Source organism: Pseudomonas sp. EU05-FHT14B02 (genome assembly GCF_058791055.1).
On the sequence record NZ_JBYTDD010000025.1, the window covers coordinates 1 to 20,522 of the forward strand.

The window sequence follows — 20,522 nt, forward strand, 5'->3', positions numbered from 1 at the left end:
CCCCCCCCCCCCCCCCCCCCCCCCCCCCCCCCCCCCCCCCCCCCCCCCCCCCCGCCGCATGCCCAGGCCTGGGAGAAGGCCGGCTGGATCGATGACGCCGTGGTGGCGCAGATGGGCGAGTTGGGCCTGCTGGGCATGGTCGTGCCGGACACCTGGGGCGGCAGCTACACCGACTATGTGGCCTACGCCCTGGCCGTGGAAGAAATCTCGGCCGGCGACGGTGCCCTCGGCGCGCTGATGAGCATCCACAACTCGGTAGGCTGCGGCCCCCTGCTGAAATACGGCACCCCCGCGCAGCAGGACAGTTGGCTGCCGCTGCTGGTCAGCGGTCAAGCGATCGGCTGCTTCTGCCTGACCGAGCCACAGGCTGGCTCCGAGGCACACAACCTGCGCACTCGTGCCGAACTGCGCGACGGTCAATGGGTACTCAATGGCGCCAAGCAGTTCGTCAGCAACGGCAAGCGCGCCAGGCTGGCCATCGTCTTCGCCGTGACCGATGCGCAACTGGGCAAGAAGGGGCTGTCGGCCTTCCTGGTACCGACCGACAACCCCGGCTTCGTGGTCGACCGCAGCGAACACAAGATGGGCATCAAGGCCTCCGATACCTGCGCGGTGACTCTGAACAACTGCACAATCCCCGAGGCCAACCTGCTGGGTGAACGCGGCAAGGGGCTGGCCATTGCCCTGTCCAACCTGGAAGGCGGCCGCATCGGCATCGCCGCCCAGGCCTTGGGTATCGCCCGCGCCGCCTTCGAGGCTGCCCTGGGCTATGCCCGCGAACGCATCCAGTTCGGCAAGCCGATCATCGAGCACCAGAGCGTGTCCAACCTGCTCGCCGACATGCACACCCGACTCAACGCCACCCGCCTGCTGATCCTGCATGCGGCGCGCCTGAAAAGCGCCGGGCAACCGTGCCTGTCCGAAGCCTCCCAGGCCAAGCTGTTCGCCTCGGAAATGGCCGAGCGCGTGTGCTCCAGCGCCATGCAGATCCATGGCGGCTACGGTTACCTGGAAGACTACCCGGTAGAGCGCTACTACCGCGACGCGCGCATCACCCAGATCTACGAAGGCACCAGCGAAGTCCAGCGCCTGCTGATCGCCCGCGAACTGAGCCACTACGCGCTCTGACCTCCTCCAGCCGGACGCGACTGCCGCGTCCGGCTTTTCCCTGTCTTGCCCCTTGTGGAGCTGCCCATGCCCGGCTTGCGCAATATTTCCATTAGCCGCCGTCTGTGGCTGATTTTGCTGACATCCATCCTGATGCTGCTGATACTCGCCGGCCTGATGCTCAAGCAGAGCTATAACGACCTTTATACCGCCAAGGCGCTGAAAACCCGCCACGTGGTCGAGACCGCCAGCGGCATCCTGCGTCACTTCCAAAGCCTGGAAGGCCAGGGCCTCAGTCGTGAGCAGGCGCAGCAGCAGGCCATCGCGGTCATGCGCGACTTGCGCTACGACCGCGAGGATTACTTCTGGCTCGAAGACCTCGACACGCGAATGGTCATGCACCCCAATGCCGGGCTCGAGGGCAAGCGCATGGCCGGTACACTCGATCCGGACGGCAAGGCGCTGTTCGACGAAATGGTCGCCACGGCCAAACGCGATGGCGCCGGCCTGGTGCACTACCGCTGGCCAAAACCGGGTTCCGACGCGCCGGTGGAAAAGGTTTCCTACGTCGAATTGTTCAAGCCCTGGGGCTGGATTGTCGGCACGGGGATCTACATAGACGACGTGCAAGTCGAGTTCCGCCGCCAGCTGATTCAGGCCTGCGTCATATTGCTGACGATCACCCTGCTGCTCAGTGCGCTGATCCTGCTGATTGCCCGCAGTATCGCCTCGCCACTGGCGCGGGTGGTCGATGCGATGGAGAACATCGCCAGCGGCGAAGCCGACCTGACCCGCAATCTGGATAACCGCTGGCGCGATGAACTGACAGACTTGAGCGGCCATTTCAACGTGTTCACCAACAAGCTGCGTGGCGTGATCGGTCAATCCATACAGTCCGCTGACAGCCTGGACCAGGCTTCGAAGTCGCTCGGCGAAATCGCCGCCGATAGCCACAACCACAGCCAGCAGCAATCGCAGCAGATGGAACTGGTGGCCGCCGCCATCCACGAGGTCTCCTACGCCGTGCAGGAAGTGGCGAAGAACGCCGAGCACGCTGCCAACGAAGTTCGCCAGGCCGAAGAACAGGCACGTCGGGGCCAGCACAACATCGACATCAGCCTGCTCCAGATCGACCAGTTGTCCGATACCATCGGCCAGGCCGTCGAAGTGATCCAGAGCCTGGCCCGGGAAAGCACCCAGATCGGCAGCGTGCTGGAAGTGATCCGTGCCATCGCCGAGCAGACCAATCTGCTCGCGCTGAACGCCGCGATCGAGGCGGCGCGCGCTGGCGAACAGGGTCGCGGCTTCGCTGTGGTAGCAGACGAAGTGCGCCTGCTGGCCCAGCGCACCCAGCAGTCCACCGCGCAAATCCAGGACATGATCGAGCGCCTGCACGGCAACTCGCAAGCTGCAGTAGATGTCATCAATGCCAGCAGTCAAGCCGCTCGACAAACCGTGGAACAGGCCCACCAAACGGCTGAAAGCCTGCACCACGTACTCGGCGCACTGCGCAATGTCACTGAACTGAACGCCTCGATCGCCAGCGCCACCCTGGAGCAGTCACACGTGGTCGAAGACATCAACCAGAACGTGACCCGCGCAGCCTCTCTGGCCCACGAAAGTGCCCAGGCAGCAGACCGGTCCAACGAGGCGAGCCAGGAACTGGGCCAACTCGCGGGTCAGCTCAATCGGCTATTGGGACAGTTTCGCGTATGAGGTCGATGAGTCACATGCAGCCCTCCAAAACCCTTTTTACCGTGCCTGTCGACGAAGAACGCAACACGCGTTACCTGGAAACCCGGCACAAGGCTGTCGAGCTGTTCGCCAGGCATGGTTTCAGCCGAGTCAGCATGCGCGACCTGGCCACTTGCCTGGGGATCACCGCCGGCTCCCTCTACAACCACATCGATAGCAAAGAGGAACTGCTGTTTGAACTGATCGAGGAGCTCTACGAAGCGTTGCTTGACGGCGCCAGCCTGGTGACTCGTCGCAAATCCGCCCCCACTGTACGACTGCACGGCCTGCTTGAGGCGCACCTGCGGCTCCACGAGCGTATGGCCGCGCATTTCCGCCTGGCTGAGTACGACCTCCATTGTTTGAGCGGCGAACAGCAAGCCTCGATTCTGACCCTGCGCCGACGCTACGAGCAGCATCTGGTGGAGACCATAGACCAACTCACGGGTAAACCGGCTAGCGTCACCCGGCGCGCGACCGTAAGCGGCATCGTGTCCTTGCTCAATCAACTACCGGCCTGGGTTGGGCAGCCCAAGGCCGGCAATGGAGCACGCCGCAAGCTGCTGCATGAGATGGTGATGAGTACCCTGCAGGGTGCATTGCGGGCAACTGAGGTGGCAGTCGTTCACGCATCGCCCTCCTCCCAGGCACTTAAATAAGTACCTGATTTCGACACCCTCTGCCGGCAACCGACAAACCCTCGGACTTTATTTTCTTACTCTCCACTGACCCCGATGTTCATCGCTTCACGTCGGGTCAATCAGTCCTGCCACTGCACACCCCACCATAAGCTCCAGCCCAGCGGGCTATGGGTGGGGTGTAAGGAGAATAAAAATAATGAATCCAGGTTTTACATCATCACTCAACCACTTGCTCGATGCTGCCACGGCTGGATCGCAGCGCGTCCCGGGCGTAGTCGCGGCAATAGTCGGGCGTGACGGTCTGGTCTATGAGGGTGCATCAGGTCAACGGACGCTCGGTCAAGCCCCTGGCATGACGACCGATAGCGTTTTCGCCATGTTTTCCACGACCAAAGCGATAACCGCCACGGTGGTGCTGCAGTTGTTCGAAGAGGGCCGACTGGATCTCGATGCGCCTGCCAGGAACTATGTGCCGATGATCGGTGAACTGAAGGTGCTCGAGGGGTTTGATCGCGACGGAACGCCTCGCCTTCGCGCCCCCAGAAAACACATCACCACTCGAATGCTTCTGCTTCATACGGCAGGTCTGGGTTATGAGTTCTTCAACGAAAACTACAATCGACTAGCCCAGGAACAAGGACAACCCAGCATCACCAGCGGGTCGTTGGCGGCACTTCAAACACCCTTGCTGTTTGAGCCGGGTGAACAGTGGGAATACGGCTCGAACATGGATTGGGCCGGCCTGGTGGTCGAGGCCATCACCGGCAAACGTCTGGGTGAAGTCATGCAGCAGCGTATTTTCGAGCCGCTGGGCATGACCGATACCGCCTTTACCATGACCCCGTCGATGCTCCAGCGGCGAGCCAGCATGCACCAACGCGCAGAAGATCGATCGCTTTGCGCACTCGAGGATTTCATCCTGCCACAGGCTCCCGAAGTGCACATGGGAGGCCATGGCCTGTATTCGACCGTGAAGGATTACTGTCAGTTTATCCGTGCCTGGCTTAACGATGGACAGGGGGATCACGGACGGATTCTCAAACCGGAAACGATTCGTTTCGCTGAAAAAAATGGTCTCGAAAACCTGAAAGTAAAAGCCCTACCCGGCGTTATCCCCAGTCTCACCAATACCGCAGAGTTCTTCCCGGGCATGCCCAAGTCGTGGGCGATGAGTTTCATGATCAACGATCAAGATGCCCCCACCGGTCGCCCTGCGGGTTCTTTGGCGTGGGCCGGATTGGCCAATCTTTTCTATTGGATCGACCGCAAGAACGGCATCGGCGGTTTTTGGGCCACCCAGATATTGCCGTTCGCCGATCCCGTTTCGGTCAGTGCCTATCTGGATTTCGAAACGGCGGCCTACCGCTATCTGACCCGCTGACCCGGCACTGATTCGATGCAGATCGCATGAGAGCCCCCTGGGGCTCCAGGCGATGCTGCACGAAAAAATTCCTCTCCAAAAACCAACAAAAACAAAACAGGTGATTCATGGAGATCTCCACACGTCCCCCTGCGCGCGTTCGGCCCCTGGTGCGCGCACTTGACACTTCAACGATCGGTGCCGGCCTCGTGCTGGCGATTCTGGCGGGCAACGCCCAGGCCATCGATGTGGACGCCGGCGAATACACCGCTGCGCTTCCAGCCGGCAGCAATATCGGTTTGCTTTACCTGCAGCATGCGCAGCGGCGGTCGCTTTACAGCGATGGTCACAAGGTTGCGATCAAAGCGGGGCTCGACTCGGATATCGGCATACTGCGCGCCGCGCATTACCAACAGTTGGGCGACTACACGATCAATACACAGTTCCTGTTGCCCTTCGGCCGCCTGGAAGGAACACGCGATAACGACTCGCTGGGACAAACCAGTGGCGTGGGCGATCTGATTCTGGCGTCCACCCTATGGCTCGTGAATGATCCGGCGAAAAATCGTTACTGGGGTATTGCACCCTACCTGTACGTGCCGACCGGTAACTATGACCGCAACGATGCACTCAACCTTGGTGAAAACCGTTGGAAGATGACATTGCAGACAGGCTATGTGACCGGTCTCACTGAAAAACTTTCCCTGGACCTCACCGCGGATGTGACCTTCTTTGGCAAAAATGACGACCTCACGAGTCAAGACCTGACGTTGCGCCAGAAGCCGCAGTGGCAAGCCCAGACCTACCTGAGGTACGCCGTGACACCAAAGCTTTCGGTGCATGTCGGTGCGTCTCGACTCTGGGGTGGTGAGACGCGCATTGACGGTCAGGATCAGAACGATGAACCCGATACCCGTAAATACCGTATCGGCTCGTCATACTGGATAACCCCCTCCTTCCAGGCCTTGCTCAACTATGGCCAGGACGTCTCGGTCGACAACGGTTTCAAGGAAAACCAGCGGGTTAACCTAAGGCTGTTGTGGGTGTTCTGACCCACAGTGAATGGCACCGAGAGCGGGCTGGACACCGCTCTCGATGCCCTCGTACCGCCTCGAATCGCTAGCGCAGCCGGCGCTGCAAGGTCTGGGAGGGTAATTCACTGAAACGCTTGCGATAGATTCCCGAAAATTCGCCCAGGTTCAGATAACCCCAACGAAAGGCGATGGCCGAAACGGTGGTTCCCGATTGCGGGTCCGCCGCCAGCAAATCGCGGTGCACCCCCTGCAATCGCTGCTCACGCAGGAACGCACCGGGGGTCATGCCGCGAAAACGCGCGAAAGCGCCACTCAATGTCCGCACACTGGTCCCTACCGCACTGGCAATCTCACCCATCGTCGGCAGGCTCGCAGCATTGGCACTCATGAACTCTTCGGCAGCCCTGACATAACGGGGTGCAATCCGGTTCAGTGGACTATTCAAATCAAGCCCTGCCCGCCCGGCGCGGCCAGCCCATTCTTGCAGCATATGAACGCAAAGACTTTGCGCCAGGTGAGTACCCATACGTCCTTCAGCCATGTGTGCGGGAGCTTCGGCAATACAACGTACCGTGTACTCCAGCAAACTCAGCCAGCTCGATCCGACACCGCCGATGACGCACTTGTGTCTCCAGAACTGATCATCGGGCACGAACCCAAACCACTGCAGCGCCATCCGCTCCAATACGGCATGAGGAATGGTCAGATTCAGTTGCAGGTGATCAGGGTCGAGGTCGATCCGGTAATCGACACGACTGCAATCGGCAACGAATGATTCACCTATTGCCGTGTCCTCGGTGACGGAGCGCCGGGTCCAGTGCCGGGCATTGCCGCGAATAGTGGTGAGCAGCAGCGCATTCCCCGCTTCGGGCGAAAATTCATCGACGCTCACCGGCACGCCATAGGCAAAACGAGTCAGCGTCAACTCGCCAATCCTGGACGAATGCATGGTGGCGTGCGGCTTGATGGCTTGCCCTTTGGGTGCCACACGGTAGGGCATATACATGCGATCCGACCAGTCGCTGATTTCATCCCACTCGGTTGAAAAACTTTTGTGATGCTGGTGAATCGGCTTGCCGCTGGCATCGGTTAACAAGGCATGTTCGAGAAGCATAGAGACACCTGATTTTTATTTTTCTAGGGTCCAATTGATGTCCAGTCCTGCAACTCAGAGCAACGGCAGGTAGGCCATCTGGTGTGATTCGCCCATCAGCAGCGGGCGATTGAGCTTCGCGCAGGTGCGCAGGTAGTCCGCCACCAGGGTAATCCTCTTGAGGTTGCGCAGGTCCTCACAGTAGTACATCCAGAACTGCCGCGTGACCTCCACCTGATCCGGCAAAACCTCGCACAGGCGCGGGTCGGGCCCGGCGAGGAAGCAAGGCAGGATCGCCAGCGCGCGCCCTTCCAGAGCCGCATGGTACTGCGCGACCACGCTGGTGCTGCGCAGGCGGCTGCGCGCGCCGAGCATCAGGTCGTTCAGGTAGAGCAGCTTGAAGCTGAAGGCCAGATCATCGACGTAGGTCACGAACGGGTGACCGGCCAGGTCCTCGCGACAGCCAATCGGCGGATGACTGGCCAGGTACTCCGGCGTCGCATACACACGCAAGCGGTAATCGCACAGCCGCGAGCACACGTACGGACCGCGCTCGGGCCGTTCCAGGGTGATGGCGATGTCCGCCTCACGCCGTGACAGGTTGACGAAGTGCGGGACCGGCAAAATATCCGCCGAGATATTCGGGTAGTGCTCGAGGAAGTGGCTCATCTGTGCGGCGATGAAACAGGACCCGAAGGCTTCGGTACAGCCGATGCGCAGGTGCCCGGCAAGCCCTCCGGTGGTACCGAAAACCTGCTCGCAGGCCACCAGCAGTGTGCTTTCCAGGGTTTCGGCGTGGCAGACCAGGCGCTGCCCCTCCACGGTCAGCACGAAGCCTGCGGTTCGCGATTTCTCGAACAACATGGCGCCCAGGCTCTGCTCCAGGGCGCGGATGCGTCGCGCTACCGTGGTGTAGTCCACCCCCAGACGGCGGGCTGCACCGCTGGCGGTGCGGGCACGAGCGACCTCGAGAAAGAAGCGCATGTCGTCCCAGTTCAAGTGACCTTGCGTTGTACTTGTTTGCATATTCATCAGGCTTTCCTGCCGTACTTTGAGAGGGCCAGTGAATAAAAAGCGCGGGCCTGGGGAGTGGCAAGGCGCCGCGCAACGCTCAATCGTCAGAACTGTTCGTCAGCAAGGCCGTACAGGGGCGCACTGCCGGCGCGGATGCTGGCTTCCAGGCTCAGCGTCCGTGGCAGCAGGCGGGCGAAGTAGAACTCGGCGGTGGCCAGTTTGGCAGCGTAGAACGGCGGGTCCCGGTCAAGTCTGGACCGGGCCACGGCGGCCATGCGCGACCACATGTAGGCGTAGGCGACATAGCCGAACAGGTGCAGGTACTCCACGGAGGCTGCGCCGACTTCGTTGGCGTTGGCTTTGGCCCGCTCCAGCAGCCAGTTGCTGAGGCCCTCCAGGCGCTCCAGGGCCTTCAGCAGTTCGCTGCCATACGCGCTTTCGTGGTGCAGCGCGAAGTGGCGGACTTCCCGAGCGAACAGGCGTAGCGCGACGCCATCGTTGGCCAGCACTTTGCGTCCGAGCAGGTCCAATGCCTGGATGCCATTGGTGCCTTCGTAGATCTGTGCAATACGCACATCACGGACCAATTGTTCCTGACCCCATTCGCGAATGTAGCCATGGCCGCCGAAAACCTGCTGGCCGTTGATGCAGCTTTCCAGGCCGGTGTCGGTAAAAAACGCCTTGGCCACTGGCGTCAGCAACGCAACCAGGATCTGCGCGCAATCGCGCTCGCTGGCATCGTCGGAAAACTTCGACAGATCCAGTTGTTGCCCGACATAGCAGGCGAATGCGCGACCGCCTTCGGTCATGGCTTTCATGCCCAGCAGCATGCGCCGCACATCCGGGTGAGCGATGATCGGGTCGGCCGGTTTGTCCGGGGCCAAGGCACCGGTGGGCGCCCGACCTTGAACGCGTTCGCGAGCATAGGTGACGGCGCTCTGGTAAGACGCCTCGGCGCAGCCGATGCCCTGAATGCCAATCGACAGGCGTTCGTAATTCATCATGGTGAACATCGCCGCCAAGCCTTTGTTCTCTTCACCGACCAGCCAGCCACTGGCGCCGTCGAAGTTCATCACGCAGGTGGCCGAGGCCTTGATGCCCATCTTGTGTTCGATCGAACCGCAACTCACGGCGTTGGCCGCGCCGAGGGAACCGTCGGCATTGACCAGGACTTTAGGTACGACAAACAGCGAAATGCCTTTCGGGCCAGCAGGCGCGTCCGGCAGTTTGGCCAGTACCAGATGAACGATGTTTTCGGTCAGGTCCTGATCGCCCCCGGTGATGAAAATCTTGCTGCCGGTGATCCTGTAGCTGCCGTCAGTCTGAGGTTCGGCGCGGGTGCGGATCAGCCCCAGGTCGGTACCGGCATGGGCCTCGGTAAGGCACATGGAGCCGGCCCAGCGGCCTTCATACATCGGCGGCAGATAGAGGTTTTTCAGGGCATCGCTGGCGTGGGCGTCCAACGCCAGGCAGGCACCGGAACTCAATGCGGAATACAGCGCAAAACTTGAGTTGGCGCCGTAGAGCATCTCTTCGAACTGCACGGCCAGCATTTTCGGCATGCCCATGCCACCAAACCCGGGGTTGCCGGACAGTCCCACCCAACCGCCTTCGATGTAGGTTGCGTAAGCCTGTTTGAAACCGCTGGGGGTGGTGACCCGGCCTTCATGCCACTGCGCGCCTTCTTCGTCGCCACTGCGATTGAGGGGCGCAATCAGGTGCGAGGTGACTTTGGCCGCCTCCTCAAGAATGGCGTCTGCCGTATCGGTGTCGATGCTGTCGCTCAAGGCCGGCAGGCGCGCCCACATGGCCGGAGCATCGAACACTTCGTGCAGCACAAAGCGCATGTCACGCAGCGGGACTTTGAATTCGGGCATAACGTAAACCTCGTTGGCACGGTTGTGTCATGGGCAGGGCACAGCCGAATTCGGCCTGCACGAACCCGCAGCAGCAGGTCAAACACCTGCTGCCAGATGGATGCAATGTCAGATCGGGTTAGAGCGTCTTGGCCCGGTCGCGCAACACATACTTCTGGATCTTGCCTGTGGACGTCTTTGGCAAGAGCGTAAAGATCACTGTGCGCGGTACTTTGAATCCGGCCAGATGCTCACGACAGAAACTGATGATGTCAGTCTCGCGAACGTCCTGGTGGCCAGCCTTCAAGGTGACGAAGGCGCAGGGCGTTTCGCCCCATTTCTCATCGGGACGGGCGACCACGGCTGCTTCCATCACACCCGGGTGGCGATAGAGCACCCCTTCGAGTTCGATGGTGGAAATGTTCTCGCCGCCCGAGATGATGATGTCCTTGAGCCGGTCCTTGATTTCGACGTAACCGTCAGGATGCCAGACGGCCAGGTCACCGGTGTGGAACCAGCCGCCTTCGAACGCTTCGGCAGTGGCGCTCGGGTTCTTCAGGTAGCCCTTCATGACGGTGTTACCGCGTATGAAGATCTCACCGATCGTCTGGCCGTCACGCGGGGTTGGCTCCAGCGTTGTGCTATCGCCGACCATCAAGCCTTCCAGCGTCGGGTAGCGCACGCCCTGTCGCGACTTGATCTGCGCCCTCTCCTCCAGGGAAAACTCATCCCATTCGGCGTGCCAGGCGCAGACCGTCACTGGACCATAGGTTTCGGTCAGGCCAAACACATGGGTGACCTTGATGCCCATCTCTTCGACGGCACCAATGACTTTGGCCGGTGGCGCAGCGCCCGCAACCAAGGCATTGACCGGGTGATCGATGGCCGCTTTCGCTGATTCGGGCATGTTCACCAATGCATTGAGCACGATCGGCGCACCGCACAGGTGAGTGACCTGATGCTCGCGGATCAGCGTGAGGATTTTCTGTGGATCGACCCGGCGCAGGAAAACGTGCACACCCGCCAGGGCGGTGATGGTCCATGGATAGCACCAGCCATTGCAATGGAACATCGGCAGGGTCCAGAGGTACACCGGATGGTTGCCTATGGCCCAGGTCATCTGGTTGCCCAATGCGCTCAGGTAAGCGCCGCGATGGTGGTAGACCACGCCCTTGGGGTTGCCGGTGGTGCCAGAAGTGTAATTCAGTGAAATGGCCTGCCACTCGTCGCCCGGCCATTGCCAGTCGAATGCCGGGTCGCCTTCGGCCAACAGCGCTTCGTAGTCAAGGTCGCTCGCGGCCTGACCTTCACCGTATTCCGGGTCATTGACGTCGATCACCAAAAGCGGGTGATCCAGCATGCCAAGCGCCGCCTGGATCACATCATGGAACTCGCGGTCGGTAATCAACACCTTGGCTTCGCCATGCTGCAGCATGAATGCGATCGCCTCGGCATCGAGGCGCACATTGAGCGGGTTGAGCACGGCGCCGATCATCGGCACACCGAAATGCACTTCAAGCATCTCGGGAATGTTGGGCAGCATCACCGCCACCGTGTCGTCCTTGCCGATACCGCGACCGGCCAGCGCCGAGGCCAGGCGTCGGCAACGGGTGTAGGTCTGCGCCCAGGTGCGGCGAATCGAACCGTGGATGACGGCGAGGTGATCGGGATAAGTGCTGGCGGTGCGCTCGATGAAACTCAGCGGAGACAAGGCAATGTGGTTGACAGCCGAAGGGCCTAGGCCTTGGTCATAGATAGACATGTGCGGGTACTCGATGGCTGATTGTTAGCTCTATGGTTGACCTTGCAGCGTAGTCGCCGCAGTCACCTTCAAAGTCCGGATGACTTTATATAACACCCTGTCATTGATATGGAAGTAAAACCTACGTCGTATAGTATTAATACTATATTCACTTCTTCCAAATCCGAATCAATGCCGCCAACGTTCCAAGGCTGGTATATGCTTGGTTTCCCTGAGAAAGTGGACCCGCAATGACCCTGACGCCCGTTCGATTGCACAGTTGGTTGCGCCTGCAGCGCGAGGGTGTGTCTCTGGCCGCCCGGGCCGATGCGTTGTGTCGGGCGCTGCAGGATTGCCCTGAGGTGCAGCGGGCGGTTTACCTGAGCTGGCAGCCCAATGCGCGGATCTATAGCCATGAGGGCGCCGCCCAGCACTTACCGCCGGGACTTGGCGACCCGGCGCTGGCCAGCGACCAGTTGCTCTTCGAGCATCTGGTCGAGGCAGGCCGCCTGGACCTGGCTCAAGTCCGTCAACTCGATTGCTGGTTGTCCGGCCGGTTGCGCCGGGCCGCAATCAGCCATGGCCAGGTATTTGATCTGGCCTTGCAGCCGGGGCAGCCGGGCTTGTTGCTGATGGAAGTGCGCGAGGGCGTGAGTCTCGATTGGCTGGGCTGGGTGCAGGATTTGCTGACGACGCTGCTGAGCAGCGTCAACGGCCTGCTGCGTGGTTCGCCACTGTTGGGTCACGATCCGCAACCGAGCCTGTTGCTCGATGCGCAAGGTCGACCGCTGGAGTTCAACGCGGCACTGATGGCGCTGCTCGCCGAGAAGTCACTGACCGATGTGTTGGGCTTTTTACCGGTCAATCATCGGGTGCTGGTGCGTGCCTGCCTGGATCAGCAACGCGCCGTCGAAGGTGTCGAGGCTCAGTTTGAAACGCAGATCCTGATCTGGACGTTCATTCCCGACCCCCAGGACAACCGAGTGCTCGCCCGTTGCCGTGACGCCACGGCGCAAGTGCTGGCGGAGCGTGAAGCGGCCACCGCACGACGGCTGTACCGGTTGATCATCGAAAACACGACTGACCTGATATCCCGTCACACCCCCGAAGGTCGCGTTATCGATGCATCACCGGCGTCCTGGACCCTGCTCGGTTACTGGCCCGAAGAGTTGCGCGGGCAAATGGCCCAGGGCCTGTTTCACAGCCAGGACCTGGCCGCTCTGGTGCAGCGCGCGCGCGATGCGCTGGAGCAGGATGGTTATCACACCATGACCTACCGCATTCGCCATCGCGACGGCCATTACCTGTGGTTCGAAACCGCCAGCCGGGCGATCCGCGAAACCTACACCGGGGCGGTGGTCGAAATCGTCAGCATATCCCGGGACATCACGGCCCGGGTGCAGGCCGAGGAGAACAAGCGACGCCTGGCCGAAGTGGTCGAGGCCAACATTGACCCGGTGTTGTTCATCGCTCCCGAGGGCCAGGTCACTTACCTCAATCCAGCCGCGCGACGCATCCTCGGGATTGATGAGCAACAACCCATGCCGGCCCTGGCCGCGTTGTTCGCAAGCGACGACCTTGCGCGCCTGCAACGCGATGGCTGGAGGCGCGCCGAGCGCGACGGTGTCTGGAGCACCGATGCGCGTTTGCAACCACCGGGTGGGGGCACATCGGTGCCGGTGTCGCTGGTACTGCTGGCGCACCGTTCCGCCGGCGGTGAGCGTTATTACTCATTGGTCGCGCGCGACATGACCGAGCGCGAACTGCGGGAAGTGCAACAGCGCCGTCATCAGGACGAACTGGCACACACCGCACGGCTGGTCACTCTCGGTGAACTGGCCTCGGGGATCGCCCACGAAATCAACCAGCCGCTGGCTGCCGTGGTCAACTATGCGAATGCAAGCCAGCGCTACCTGCAAACGCTGGATTCCAATCCCCAGGCCGCTGCCAGAGTGACCCAGGGCCTGGAACGCATTACCCATCACGCCACCCACGCCTCCGAAGTGATCCGACGGTTACGCTCCTTTTTGCGCAAGGGACAGCGTCGCATGCAGGCGCTGAACTTGACCAACGTCGCCCGCGAAGCCGTGCGTTTGTGTGCCTGGGAGGCGAGTAATTGCCAAGTGACAATCGAGGATCGACTGCCGGATAATCTGCCACCCGTTTATGCCGACCGCGTGTTGCTGGAACAGGTGCTGCTCAATTTGTTGCGCAATGCCATCGATGCCAACCGAGAGCAACATCCCGGGCAACCCTCTGTGATCGTGATGGCCGTGGAGCATGGCAGTGGCGCCTGCGTGGAAATCAGTGTGCGAGACCAAGGGCCGGGCGTAAGCGAGCCGGAACTGGAACAGATATTTACCCCGTTTTACACCAGCAAGGCCGACGGCCTGGGGCTCGGTCTGTCCATGAGCCGCAGCATCATCGAAGGTTTCGGTGGCGAATTGAATGCCCGGCGCCAGCCTGTCGGGCTGCTGATGTGTTGCCGCTTGCCGCTTGCCGGCCCATCAAAACAACAACAATAGGAATCAGGTAATGGCAGGTGTAACGGAGCACGTTGTGTACGTGGTCGATGATGACCAGGGCATGCTCGAATCGACGGTCTGGTTACTGGAGTCGGTCGGGCTCAAGGCCTTGCCGTTTACCAGTGGCGTCGCGTTCCTCGATGCCTGCGATGCAAGCCTCGATGCTTGTGTGCTGCTGGACGTTCGCATGCCCGGTATGGGCGGGTTGAACGTGCAGGAAGAAATGCGTGTGCGCCAACTGAACCTGCCCATCATCTTCGTCAGCGGGCATGCCGATGTGCCGATCGTGGTGCGCGCGTTCAAGGCCGGTGCCCATGACTTTATCGAGAAGCCCTACAACGAACAGCTGTTGCTGGACAGCGTGCAACAGGCGCTCAGCAACTGTGCCGCCAACCGTTCGGGCAACCAGGGCCACGAAGCCTTGCAGGCGCGCTTGCTGACCTTGACCCCGCGCGAGCGCGATATCCTGTTGCCACTGGTGCAGGGTTACACCACCCGTGAAATCGCGGAGCAACTGGGCGTAAGTGCAAAAACCGTTGACCTGTATCGCGCGCGCGTCATGAAGCGCATGCAGGCCAACACGCTGCCGGACCTGGTGGGCATGGCCATCGCGGCGCAGATGGTCGATCCGCTGAAGTTGCGGTGATTCCTCAGGACAGGTTTTCAAGCAGCTCCAGTGCCTGATCAAAATCGAAGCACTCCGCTTGCCGCACAACCCGAAGCAATTGCTCGGTCATTCGCGGGTCTGAAACCAGCCCCTGCAGTTTGAGCAAGGCCGTCAGCGCCTGGGTATCGCTCTCGGCCAGCAGAGACCGGACGTGGGCCAATTGCGCTTGCCATTCGCTGCCCGGTGGCACGCTTGATGAGTCTGCGCACGATGTCGGCTCGCCGAGCACCGATAAGCCTTCCAGCACCGTTGTCAGGCAACGCTCGACCTCCACCAGCCGGTCAGTCAGGTCCTGCTCCGCCCCATCGCTCGTCCCATCGTTCAGACACGCCTGCTCCAGTGCGGCGGCTGCATTCGCCACTTCAACGGCACCAATGTTGCCCGCCGTTCCGCGCAGGGTATGGGCCAGCCTGACCATCGTCGAACGATCGCCCTGGCCTCGGGCAGCCAGGAACTCGGCGCAAAAAACCTGGTGGCTGGAGCGAAACTTGCGCAGCAGCCGCAGATAGAGTTCGACCTTGCCCATGCAGGTGCCCAGGCCCGCTTTCAAATCAATGCCGGGAAAGCTGGCTGGCAGGCTCGCCGCTGACTCCGTGACGACCGGTGAAACGTCGGCCGACATCGCGCCACGGTCAGCTCGCGGATGTATCCACTTGGCCAACGTGGCGAACATGTCGTCGACGTTCAAGGGTTTGGAGATGTGGTCGTTCATGCCGCAGGCCAGCGCCCGCTCGCGATCCCCCGCCATGGCGTCGGCAGTCATGGCGATCACCGGCAGATTCGCCCAGCGTGGCTGCTCACGTATCTTGCGGGTCGCGGTATAACCGTCCATCACCGGCATCTGGCAGTCCATCAACACACCATCGAAGTCTGCGTCACGCTCCAGTTGGTCGAGCGCTTCTGCGCCGTGAACGGCCAGGCTCAGCTTGATCCCGGCGCTCTCCAGCAGTTCACAGGCCAGCTCGCGGTTCAGCTCATTGTCTTCGACCAACAGCAGTCGCGCGCCACGCAGGCTGGCCATGGCGCTGGCACTCTGGCCGAGTCGCGCGCGGGCCCGGGTATCGGCCTGGGGGATCTTGCCAAGCACCGTGCCCAGTGCCTCAAGCAAAGTGGACGGCGTCACCGGTTTGGTCAGTACCACCGGCAAATGAATCCCGTGCCGACTGGCCTCTTCGCGGGCTTCCTCGCGACCGAACGCCGTAACCATGATCACCGACGGCGTTTGCGCCAGTTTGGCGGCCTGCATCTGCCGCACCGTTTCCACGCCGTCCATGCCAGGCATGCGCCAATCCATCAGCACCAGATCATAGGGCAGTACCTTCGCTTCGGCGTCCACCAGCATGGCCAGTGCGGCCTGGCCACTTTGCGCGACATCCACCTCCACGCCAAAACTGCGCGCCATGCTGGACAGGATCTCCCGCGCGCTGGCGTTGTCATCGACCACCAACACACGGCTGCCCAGCAATTCGTCGGCGGTCACCATGCGCCGTAAATGGCTGTCGCGCTGCACTCCCAGGCTCACCTCGAAGTGGAAAGTGGAACCAACGCCCGGCTCGCTCTCTACCCAAATGCGCCCGCCCATCAATTCCACAAGATGCCGAGAGATGGCCAGGCCCAACCCGGTGCCACCGTATTTGCGGGTGGTGGTGCTATCGGCCTGGCTGAAGGGTTGAAACAGGCGCGAGCATTGCTCGGCATCCATGCCGATACCGGTATCGCGCACCCAGAAATGCAGCTGCGCCTGCTCTCCTGCCGCGCCCCGCTGCTCTACGCCGAGGACGATCTCGCCCTGCTCGGTGAACTTCGTCGCATTGTTGCCCAGGTTGATCAGCACTTGGCCAAGGCGCAACGGATCGCCGATCAAGGCGGTCGGCAGTTCGGCATCGGTGCTAAACAGCAATTCCAGGCCTTTGTCCTCGGCTTTGAGGCCGATCATGCTGGCAAAGCCGTCGAGCACGGCCTCGAGGTGGAAGGGAATGTGCTCCAGGTGCATTTTGCCGGCCTCGATCCTGGAGAAGTCGAGGATGTCGTTGATGATCACCAACAGGTACTCCGCCGAGCGATGGACCTTTTCGATGTAGTTGCGCTGGCGGTGGTCGAGCTCGGTTCGCAATGCCAGGTAGCTCATGCCGATGATGGCGTTCATCGGTGTGCGGATCTCGTGGCTCATGGTGGCCAGGAAGTTGCTCTTGGCCCGGGTCGCCTCTTCTGCAGCCTCCCGTGCGCGCTGCACCTCGGCCTCCGCGGTCTTGCGGTCGGTGATGTCAAAGTACCAGTTGGCCTCCATGCCCCGCTCCCCCAGCGTCATCGTGACGGCTGAAACCAGTACGTCGAAGCGCTCGCCTCCAGCGCGCTGCAGGGTGGTCTCGAAGTTCAGCACTGCACCTTGCGCTGCCGCTTCGAGAAAGCGCTGGTGTGCCTGCGGGTCGACCCAGAACTGCGCCGGATCCGCACCTTCGAGCTCAGCCAGACAAGTCCCGAACAGACTGTCGAACTGCGGATTGCAGTAGGTCGGACGGCCATCGACGTCCCTGATCACGATGGCCACCGGGCTGCTGTCGAGTACTGCGCGCAACTGTGCCTCGCTGGTCTTGAGTGCCGCCTGCAGATGACGCCGTTCACTCACGTCGCGCACCGAAGCGCACACGCATACTTCGCCTTCTTCCAGGCTCGGCAGATGCGACAGGCTGATCTCTGCCGAGAACAGACTTCCGTCTTTGCGCACGCCTTGCAGGTCGTCCAGGTTGGCCCCCATCTGGCGAGTGGCGCCGTGGGCCATGAAGCCCTTGCGCAGCGCCTCGTGGCGCCCTCTGCTGGCCAACGGCACCAGACGATCGATGGACTCACCGAGCAGCTCACCGGCGCTATAGCCGAACAGCTGATCCAGTTGGCGATTGGTGCGCAGAATCTGTCCTTGGGCATCGACCACCAGCATGCCGTCCGGCGCCGCTTCGATAATCCCGCGATACCAGGCCTCGGTGGCGCGCAACGCCGATTGCTGGGTTTCCAGTGCCTGCGCCTGCTGCTCCAGTTGCAGCGCCTGTTCCGCCATTTCATTGGCCTGGCGACGGGTTTCCGCCAACAGGGTCTTGACCGCCTGATTGCGCTCCAGAATCGCCATGGCAGCGGCCAAACGTGGGGTGGCTTCCTGCAACAGCAGCAGTTCACGCTCGCCCAAGGGCTCCAGCCCGGCCAGTTCGAGCACCCCCAGCAGCCGCTCGCCACGAACAATGGGTTGCAGCAGCAGGCAACGGGCCGGGACCTCGCCAAGGGGCGAGCGCAAACGCCAGTATTGCTCCGGCATCGCCTGAAACTGACGCGGCACGCGATCCACCGCGCACTGCCCCAACAGGCCATCGCCGAACATGACTTGCGCCTCGGGTGGCCGTTCGGAATCGGTGGCATAACGACCCATCAACACCAGCGTGCCGGAATCCTCCTGCGCGCTGTACAGCACCCCTTGGCAGATTCCGTGAAGGCTGGCCATGCATTGCAGGAACACCTGCGCCAGTTCGGCCGGGGTTTCTGCCTGCTGCAGATCGACCTGCAATTGGGCGGTATGGGCCTTGATCCAGCGCTGACGCTCAAGTTGTTGGGATTCGGTCTGCAGTTTGGCGATGGCCCGCGCCAGATCGCCGGTTTCGTTGTTCAGGTCGGTGTGGGGAATCGGTTGATCGAGCTGCCCCGCGGCCAATTGGTCTACCGCCACCCTCACTCGGTTGAGTGGATTGCGGATCGACTGGCTGACGACCCAGGACAACAGCAACGCCAGCGACAAACCACCGAACAACAGTACGTAGGTCAGCCTGGTGCTGTGTTCGGCAAACCCGGCAATGTCCTTCGCCGTGTTGCGAATCGAGGCTTCCTTGATCTGGACGATAGCGTACAAAAGGTCGTCGGCCTGGCGGGCAAGTTGCTGGAATTCGCTGCTATTGAGCAGCACCAACGCCTTGTTCTGCTGGCCCTGGTCGATCGATAGAAAGGCCTGATCGCTATGGCGCTGCAACTGTTGCAGCAACAGCTCGAGCTCGGAGAGACGCGCCAGATTATCCGCGCGCCTGAGGGTCACTTTGGCGCGGGCCAAGGCCTGCTGCAGGCCTTCGCGGATATCATTCAGTTGCTGCAGGGATTCGACGCGAATCTGCGCGCTGTCGGTGCCCACCGCACGCTGCAGTGCTTGCATCATATGGGGCAATTGCACACGTGCTTCCTGCAAGTGCTCCATGCCGACCAGTTCCTGCAGATAGAGGTTCTGCATGTCCTGCTTCAGCGATTGCTGGGTGCGCAGGCTTTGCACGCCGAGCACCAGCACCAGTAGCAGCAGCGCTGAGAAACCCAGGATCAGTTTGTGAAGCAGCGCGAGGCGCTCAAGCAGGGTACGCAATCCGGCCATGACTATCCTCGTAGACCTGATGAAAACACTGACGAAGGGGCAATGGCGGGTTCACGGAGTCTGGCCGATACGTTCCAGAGCAGCCCGCTTGCCGGCCATGTCCTGGTCGGTATCGGCGAAGCGCTCGGCAATGGTCTGGAACTGTTCGAGGCAATCGAGGAAGGCATCGCAGATGTCGGGGTCGAAGTGCGTGCCTCGCCCCTGACGAATAATCTCGACGGCCTGCGCGTGGGGCATGCCCGCTTTATAGACCCGACGGCTGATCAATGCGTCATAGACGTCCGCCACCGCCATCAACCGGGCGCTGACGGGGATGTCGTCACCCGCCAGCCCTTGCGGATACCCACTTCCGTCCCATTTTTCCTGGTGACTGTAGGCAATCTCCTTGGCCAGGCTGAGGAACTCGGCGCGAATGCCGAGCTGATCCTCGGCATGCTGGATGGCGTCACGTCCCAGCGTTGTATGAGTCTTCATGATCTCGAACTCTTCCTCGGTATAGCGTCCCGGTTTGAGGAGAATATGGTCGGGGATGCCGATCTTGCCGATGTCGTGCAGCGGCGCCGACTTGAACAATAACTCGATGGTGTCCTCGGTGAGAAAGTGACTGAAGCGCGGATGAGCACGCAGATGCTCGGCCAGCACTTTGATGTAATGCTGGGTCCGCCGGATATGGTTGCCCGTTTCGTTATCGCGAGTCTCGGCCAGTGAAGCCATGGCCTGGATGGCCACATCCTGGATCGCAATCACCTCGCGGGTCCGGCGCGCCACTTCCTTCTCCAGGTAGTCGTTATGATCGCGCAGGAAGTCTGCAGCCGCCTTGAGCTTGAGCTGGGTATCCACCCGCGCCAGGACCAGCGCCGCTCTGATTGGTTTGGTGATGTAGTCGACAGCCCCCAGTTCCAGCCCATGGATCTCGTCTTCGGTGTCGGCCATGGCCGTCAGAAAGATGATGGGAATGTCACGGGTACGCGGGTCGCGCTTGAGCTGCCGAGCCACTTCATGGCCGGACAGCCCGGGCATCATCACGTCCAGCAGGATCAGGTCAGGGAGTGCGTCGCCCTGCAGTATGCGCAACGCCTTTTCACCGCTATTGGCAGCCTTGACCCGATAGCGATCCTTGAGCAGATCCGTCATCAGCATCAGGTTGTCGGGCGTGTCATCGACCACCAGCAGGGTCGGCGGACTGTAATGACTCTGTTCGGCACTCATGGCGGATGGCTCCCTTGCCGGAAATGGACATCCCGAGGCAACACTTCCAGCGCCGCCCCAGCGCAAGAGAGCTTAGCTGCTGTTCTGCGGACCTGCCCGGCGCCGAGCCCGAACCAGAAGCGTCAGCCGTTGCCCTCATAGTGTGGGT

The 20,522-nt window shown here is 61.3% G+C and carries 13 protein-coding genes; 7 read left to right on the forward strand and 6 right to left on the reverse strand.

The window, feature by feature from the left end; translation table 11 throughout:
• The 5 genes from AC3WTM_RS21330 to AC3WTM_RS21350 form a co-directional block, all read left to right on the forward strand.
• The coding region (locus tag AC3WTM_RS21330) for an acyl-CoA dehydrogenase family protein (RefSeq protein ID WP_492587644.1) at positions 1-1,128 on the forward strand (1,128 nt) is incomplete at its 5' end.
• Positions 1,129-1,194: 66 nt separating this feature from the next.
• Positions 1,195-2,823 (forward strand): methyl-accepting chemotaxis protein, encoded by a 1,629-nt coding sequence (locus AC3WTM_RS21335; protein ID WP_102672434.1) that lies wholly within the window; start codon positions 1,195-1,197, stop codon positions 2,821-2,823.
• Entirely contained in the window at positions 2,820-3,500 is a 681-nt protein-coding gene (locus AC3WTM_RS21340) for a TetR/AcrR family transcriptional regulator (RefSeq protein ID WP_102672433.1), read from the forward strand. The genes AC3WTM_RS21335 and AC3WTM_RS21340 overlap by 4 nt, the downstream gene beginning before the upstream one ends.
• Positions 3,501-3,678: 178 nt before the next feature.
• On the forward strand, positions 3,679-4,863 hold the full coding sequence (acmB, locus tag AC3WTM_RS21345) for a methyl acetate hydrolase AcmB (RefSeq protein ID WP_102672432.1): 1,185 nt from the start codon (positions 3,679-3,681) through the stop codon (positions 4,861-4,863).
• A gap of 107 nt (positions 4,864-4,970) precedes the next feature.
• On the forward strand, positions 4,971-5,894 hold the full coding sequence (locus AC3WTM_RS21350) for a transporter (RefSeq protein ID WP_102672431.1): 924 nt from the start codon (positions 4,971-4,973) through the stop codon (positions 5,892-5,894).
• Between the two features lie 67 nt (positions 5,895-5,961).
• Here AC3WTM_RS21350 and AC3WTM_RS21355 read toward each other — a convergent pair whose 3' ends face one another.
• From AC3WTM_RS21355 to AC3WTM_RS21370, 4 genes are all read right to left on the reverse strand, one after another.
• Entirely contained in the window at positions 5,962-6,990 is a 1,029-nt protein-coding gene (locus AC3WTM_RS21355; RefSeq protein WP_102672430.1) for an AraC family transcriptional regulator, read from the reverse strand.
• 54 nt (positions 6,991-7,044) lie between these two features.
• Positions 7,045-8,001 carry a LysR family transcriptional regulator gene (locus AC3WTM_RS21360; protein WP_102672429.1) on the reverse strand — a complete coding sequence of 319 codons (957 nt, stop codon included), beginning with the start codon at positions 7,999-8,001 and terminating at the stop codon, positions 7,045-7,047.
• Positions 8,002-8,087: 86 nt separating this feature from the next.
• The gene (locus AC3WTM_RS21365; protein ID WP_102672428.1) at positions 8,088-9,860 is read right to left on the reverse strand and encodes an acyl-CoA dehydrogenase C-terminal domain-containing protein; all 1,773 of its coding nucleotides are present in this window, start codon (positions 9,858-9,860) and stop codon (positions 8,088-8,090) included.
• 118 nt (positions 9,861-9,978) lie between these two features.
• On the reverse strand, positions 9,979-11,601 hold the full coding sequence (locus tag AC3WTM_RS21370; protein WP_102672427.1) for an acyl-CoA synthetase: 1,623 nt from the start codon (positions 11,599-11,601) through the stop codon (positions 9,979-9,981).
• Between the two features lie 230 nt (positions 11,602-11,831).
• On the opposite strand from AC3WTM_RS21370, the gene AC3WTM_RS21375 reads away from it, so the two are divergent.
• Complete coding sequence (locus tag AC3WTM_RS21375; RefSeq protein WP_102672426.1) at positions 11,832-14,105, forward strand: PAS domain-containing sensor histidine kinase; 2,274 nt, start codon at positions 11,832-11,834, stop codon at positions 14,103-14,105.
• 10 nt (positions 14,106-14,115) lie between these two features.
• Entirely contained in the window at positions 14,116-14,751 is a 636-nt protein-coding gene (locus AC3WTM_RS21380) for a response regulator transcription factor (protein ID WP_102672425.1), read from the forward strand.
• Between the two features lie 4 nt (positions 14,752-14,755).
• Here AC3WTM_RS21380 and AC3WTM_RS21385 read toward each other — a convergent pair whose 3' ends face one another.
• Together AC3WTM_RS21385 and AC3WTM_RS21390 are read right to left on the reverse strand one after the other, a co-directional pair.
• Complete coding sequence (locus tag AC3WTM_RS21385; RefSeq protein WP_102672424.1) at positions 14,756-19,165, reverse strand: response regulator; 4,410 nt, start codon at positions 19,163-19,165, stop codon at positions 14,756-14,758.
• A 51-nt stretch (positions 19,166-19,216) separates the two neighbouring features.
• Positions 19,217-20,374: an HD-GYP domain-containing protein gene (locus AC3WTM_RS21390; protein ID WP_102672423.1), complete on the reverse strand. Its 1,158-nt coding sequence runs from the start codon at positions 20,372-20,374 to the stop codon at positions 19,217-19,219.
• Positions 20,375-20,522 lie beyond the last annotated feature (148 nt).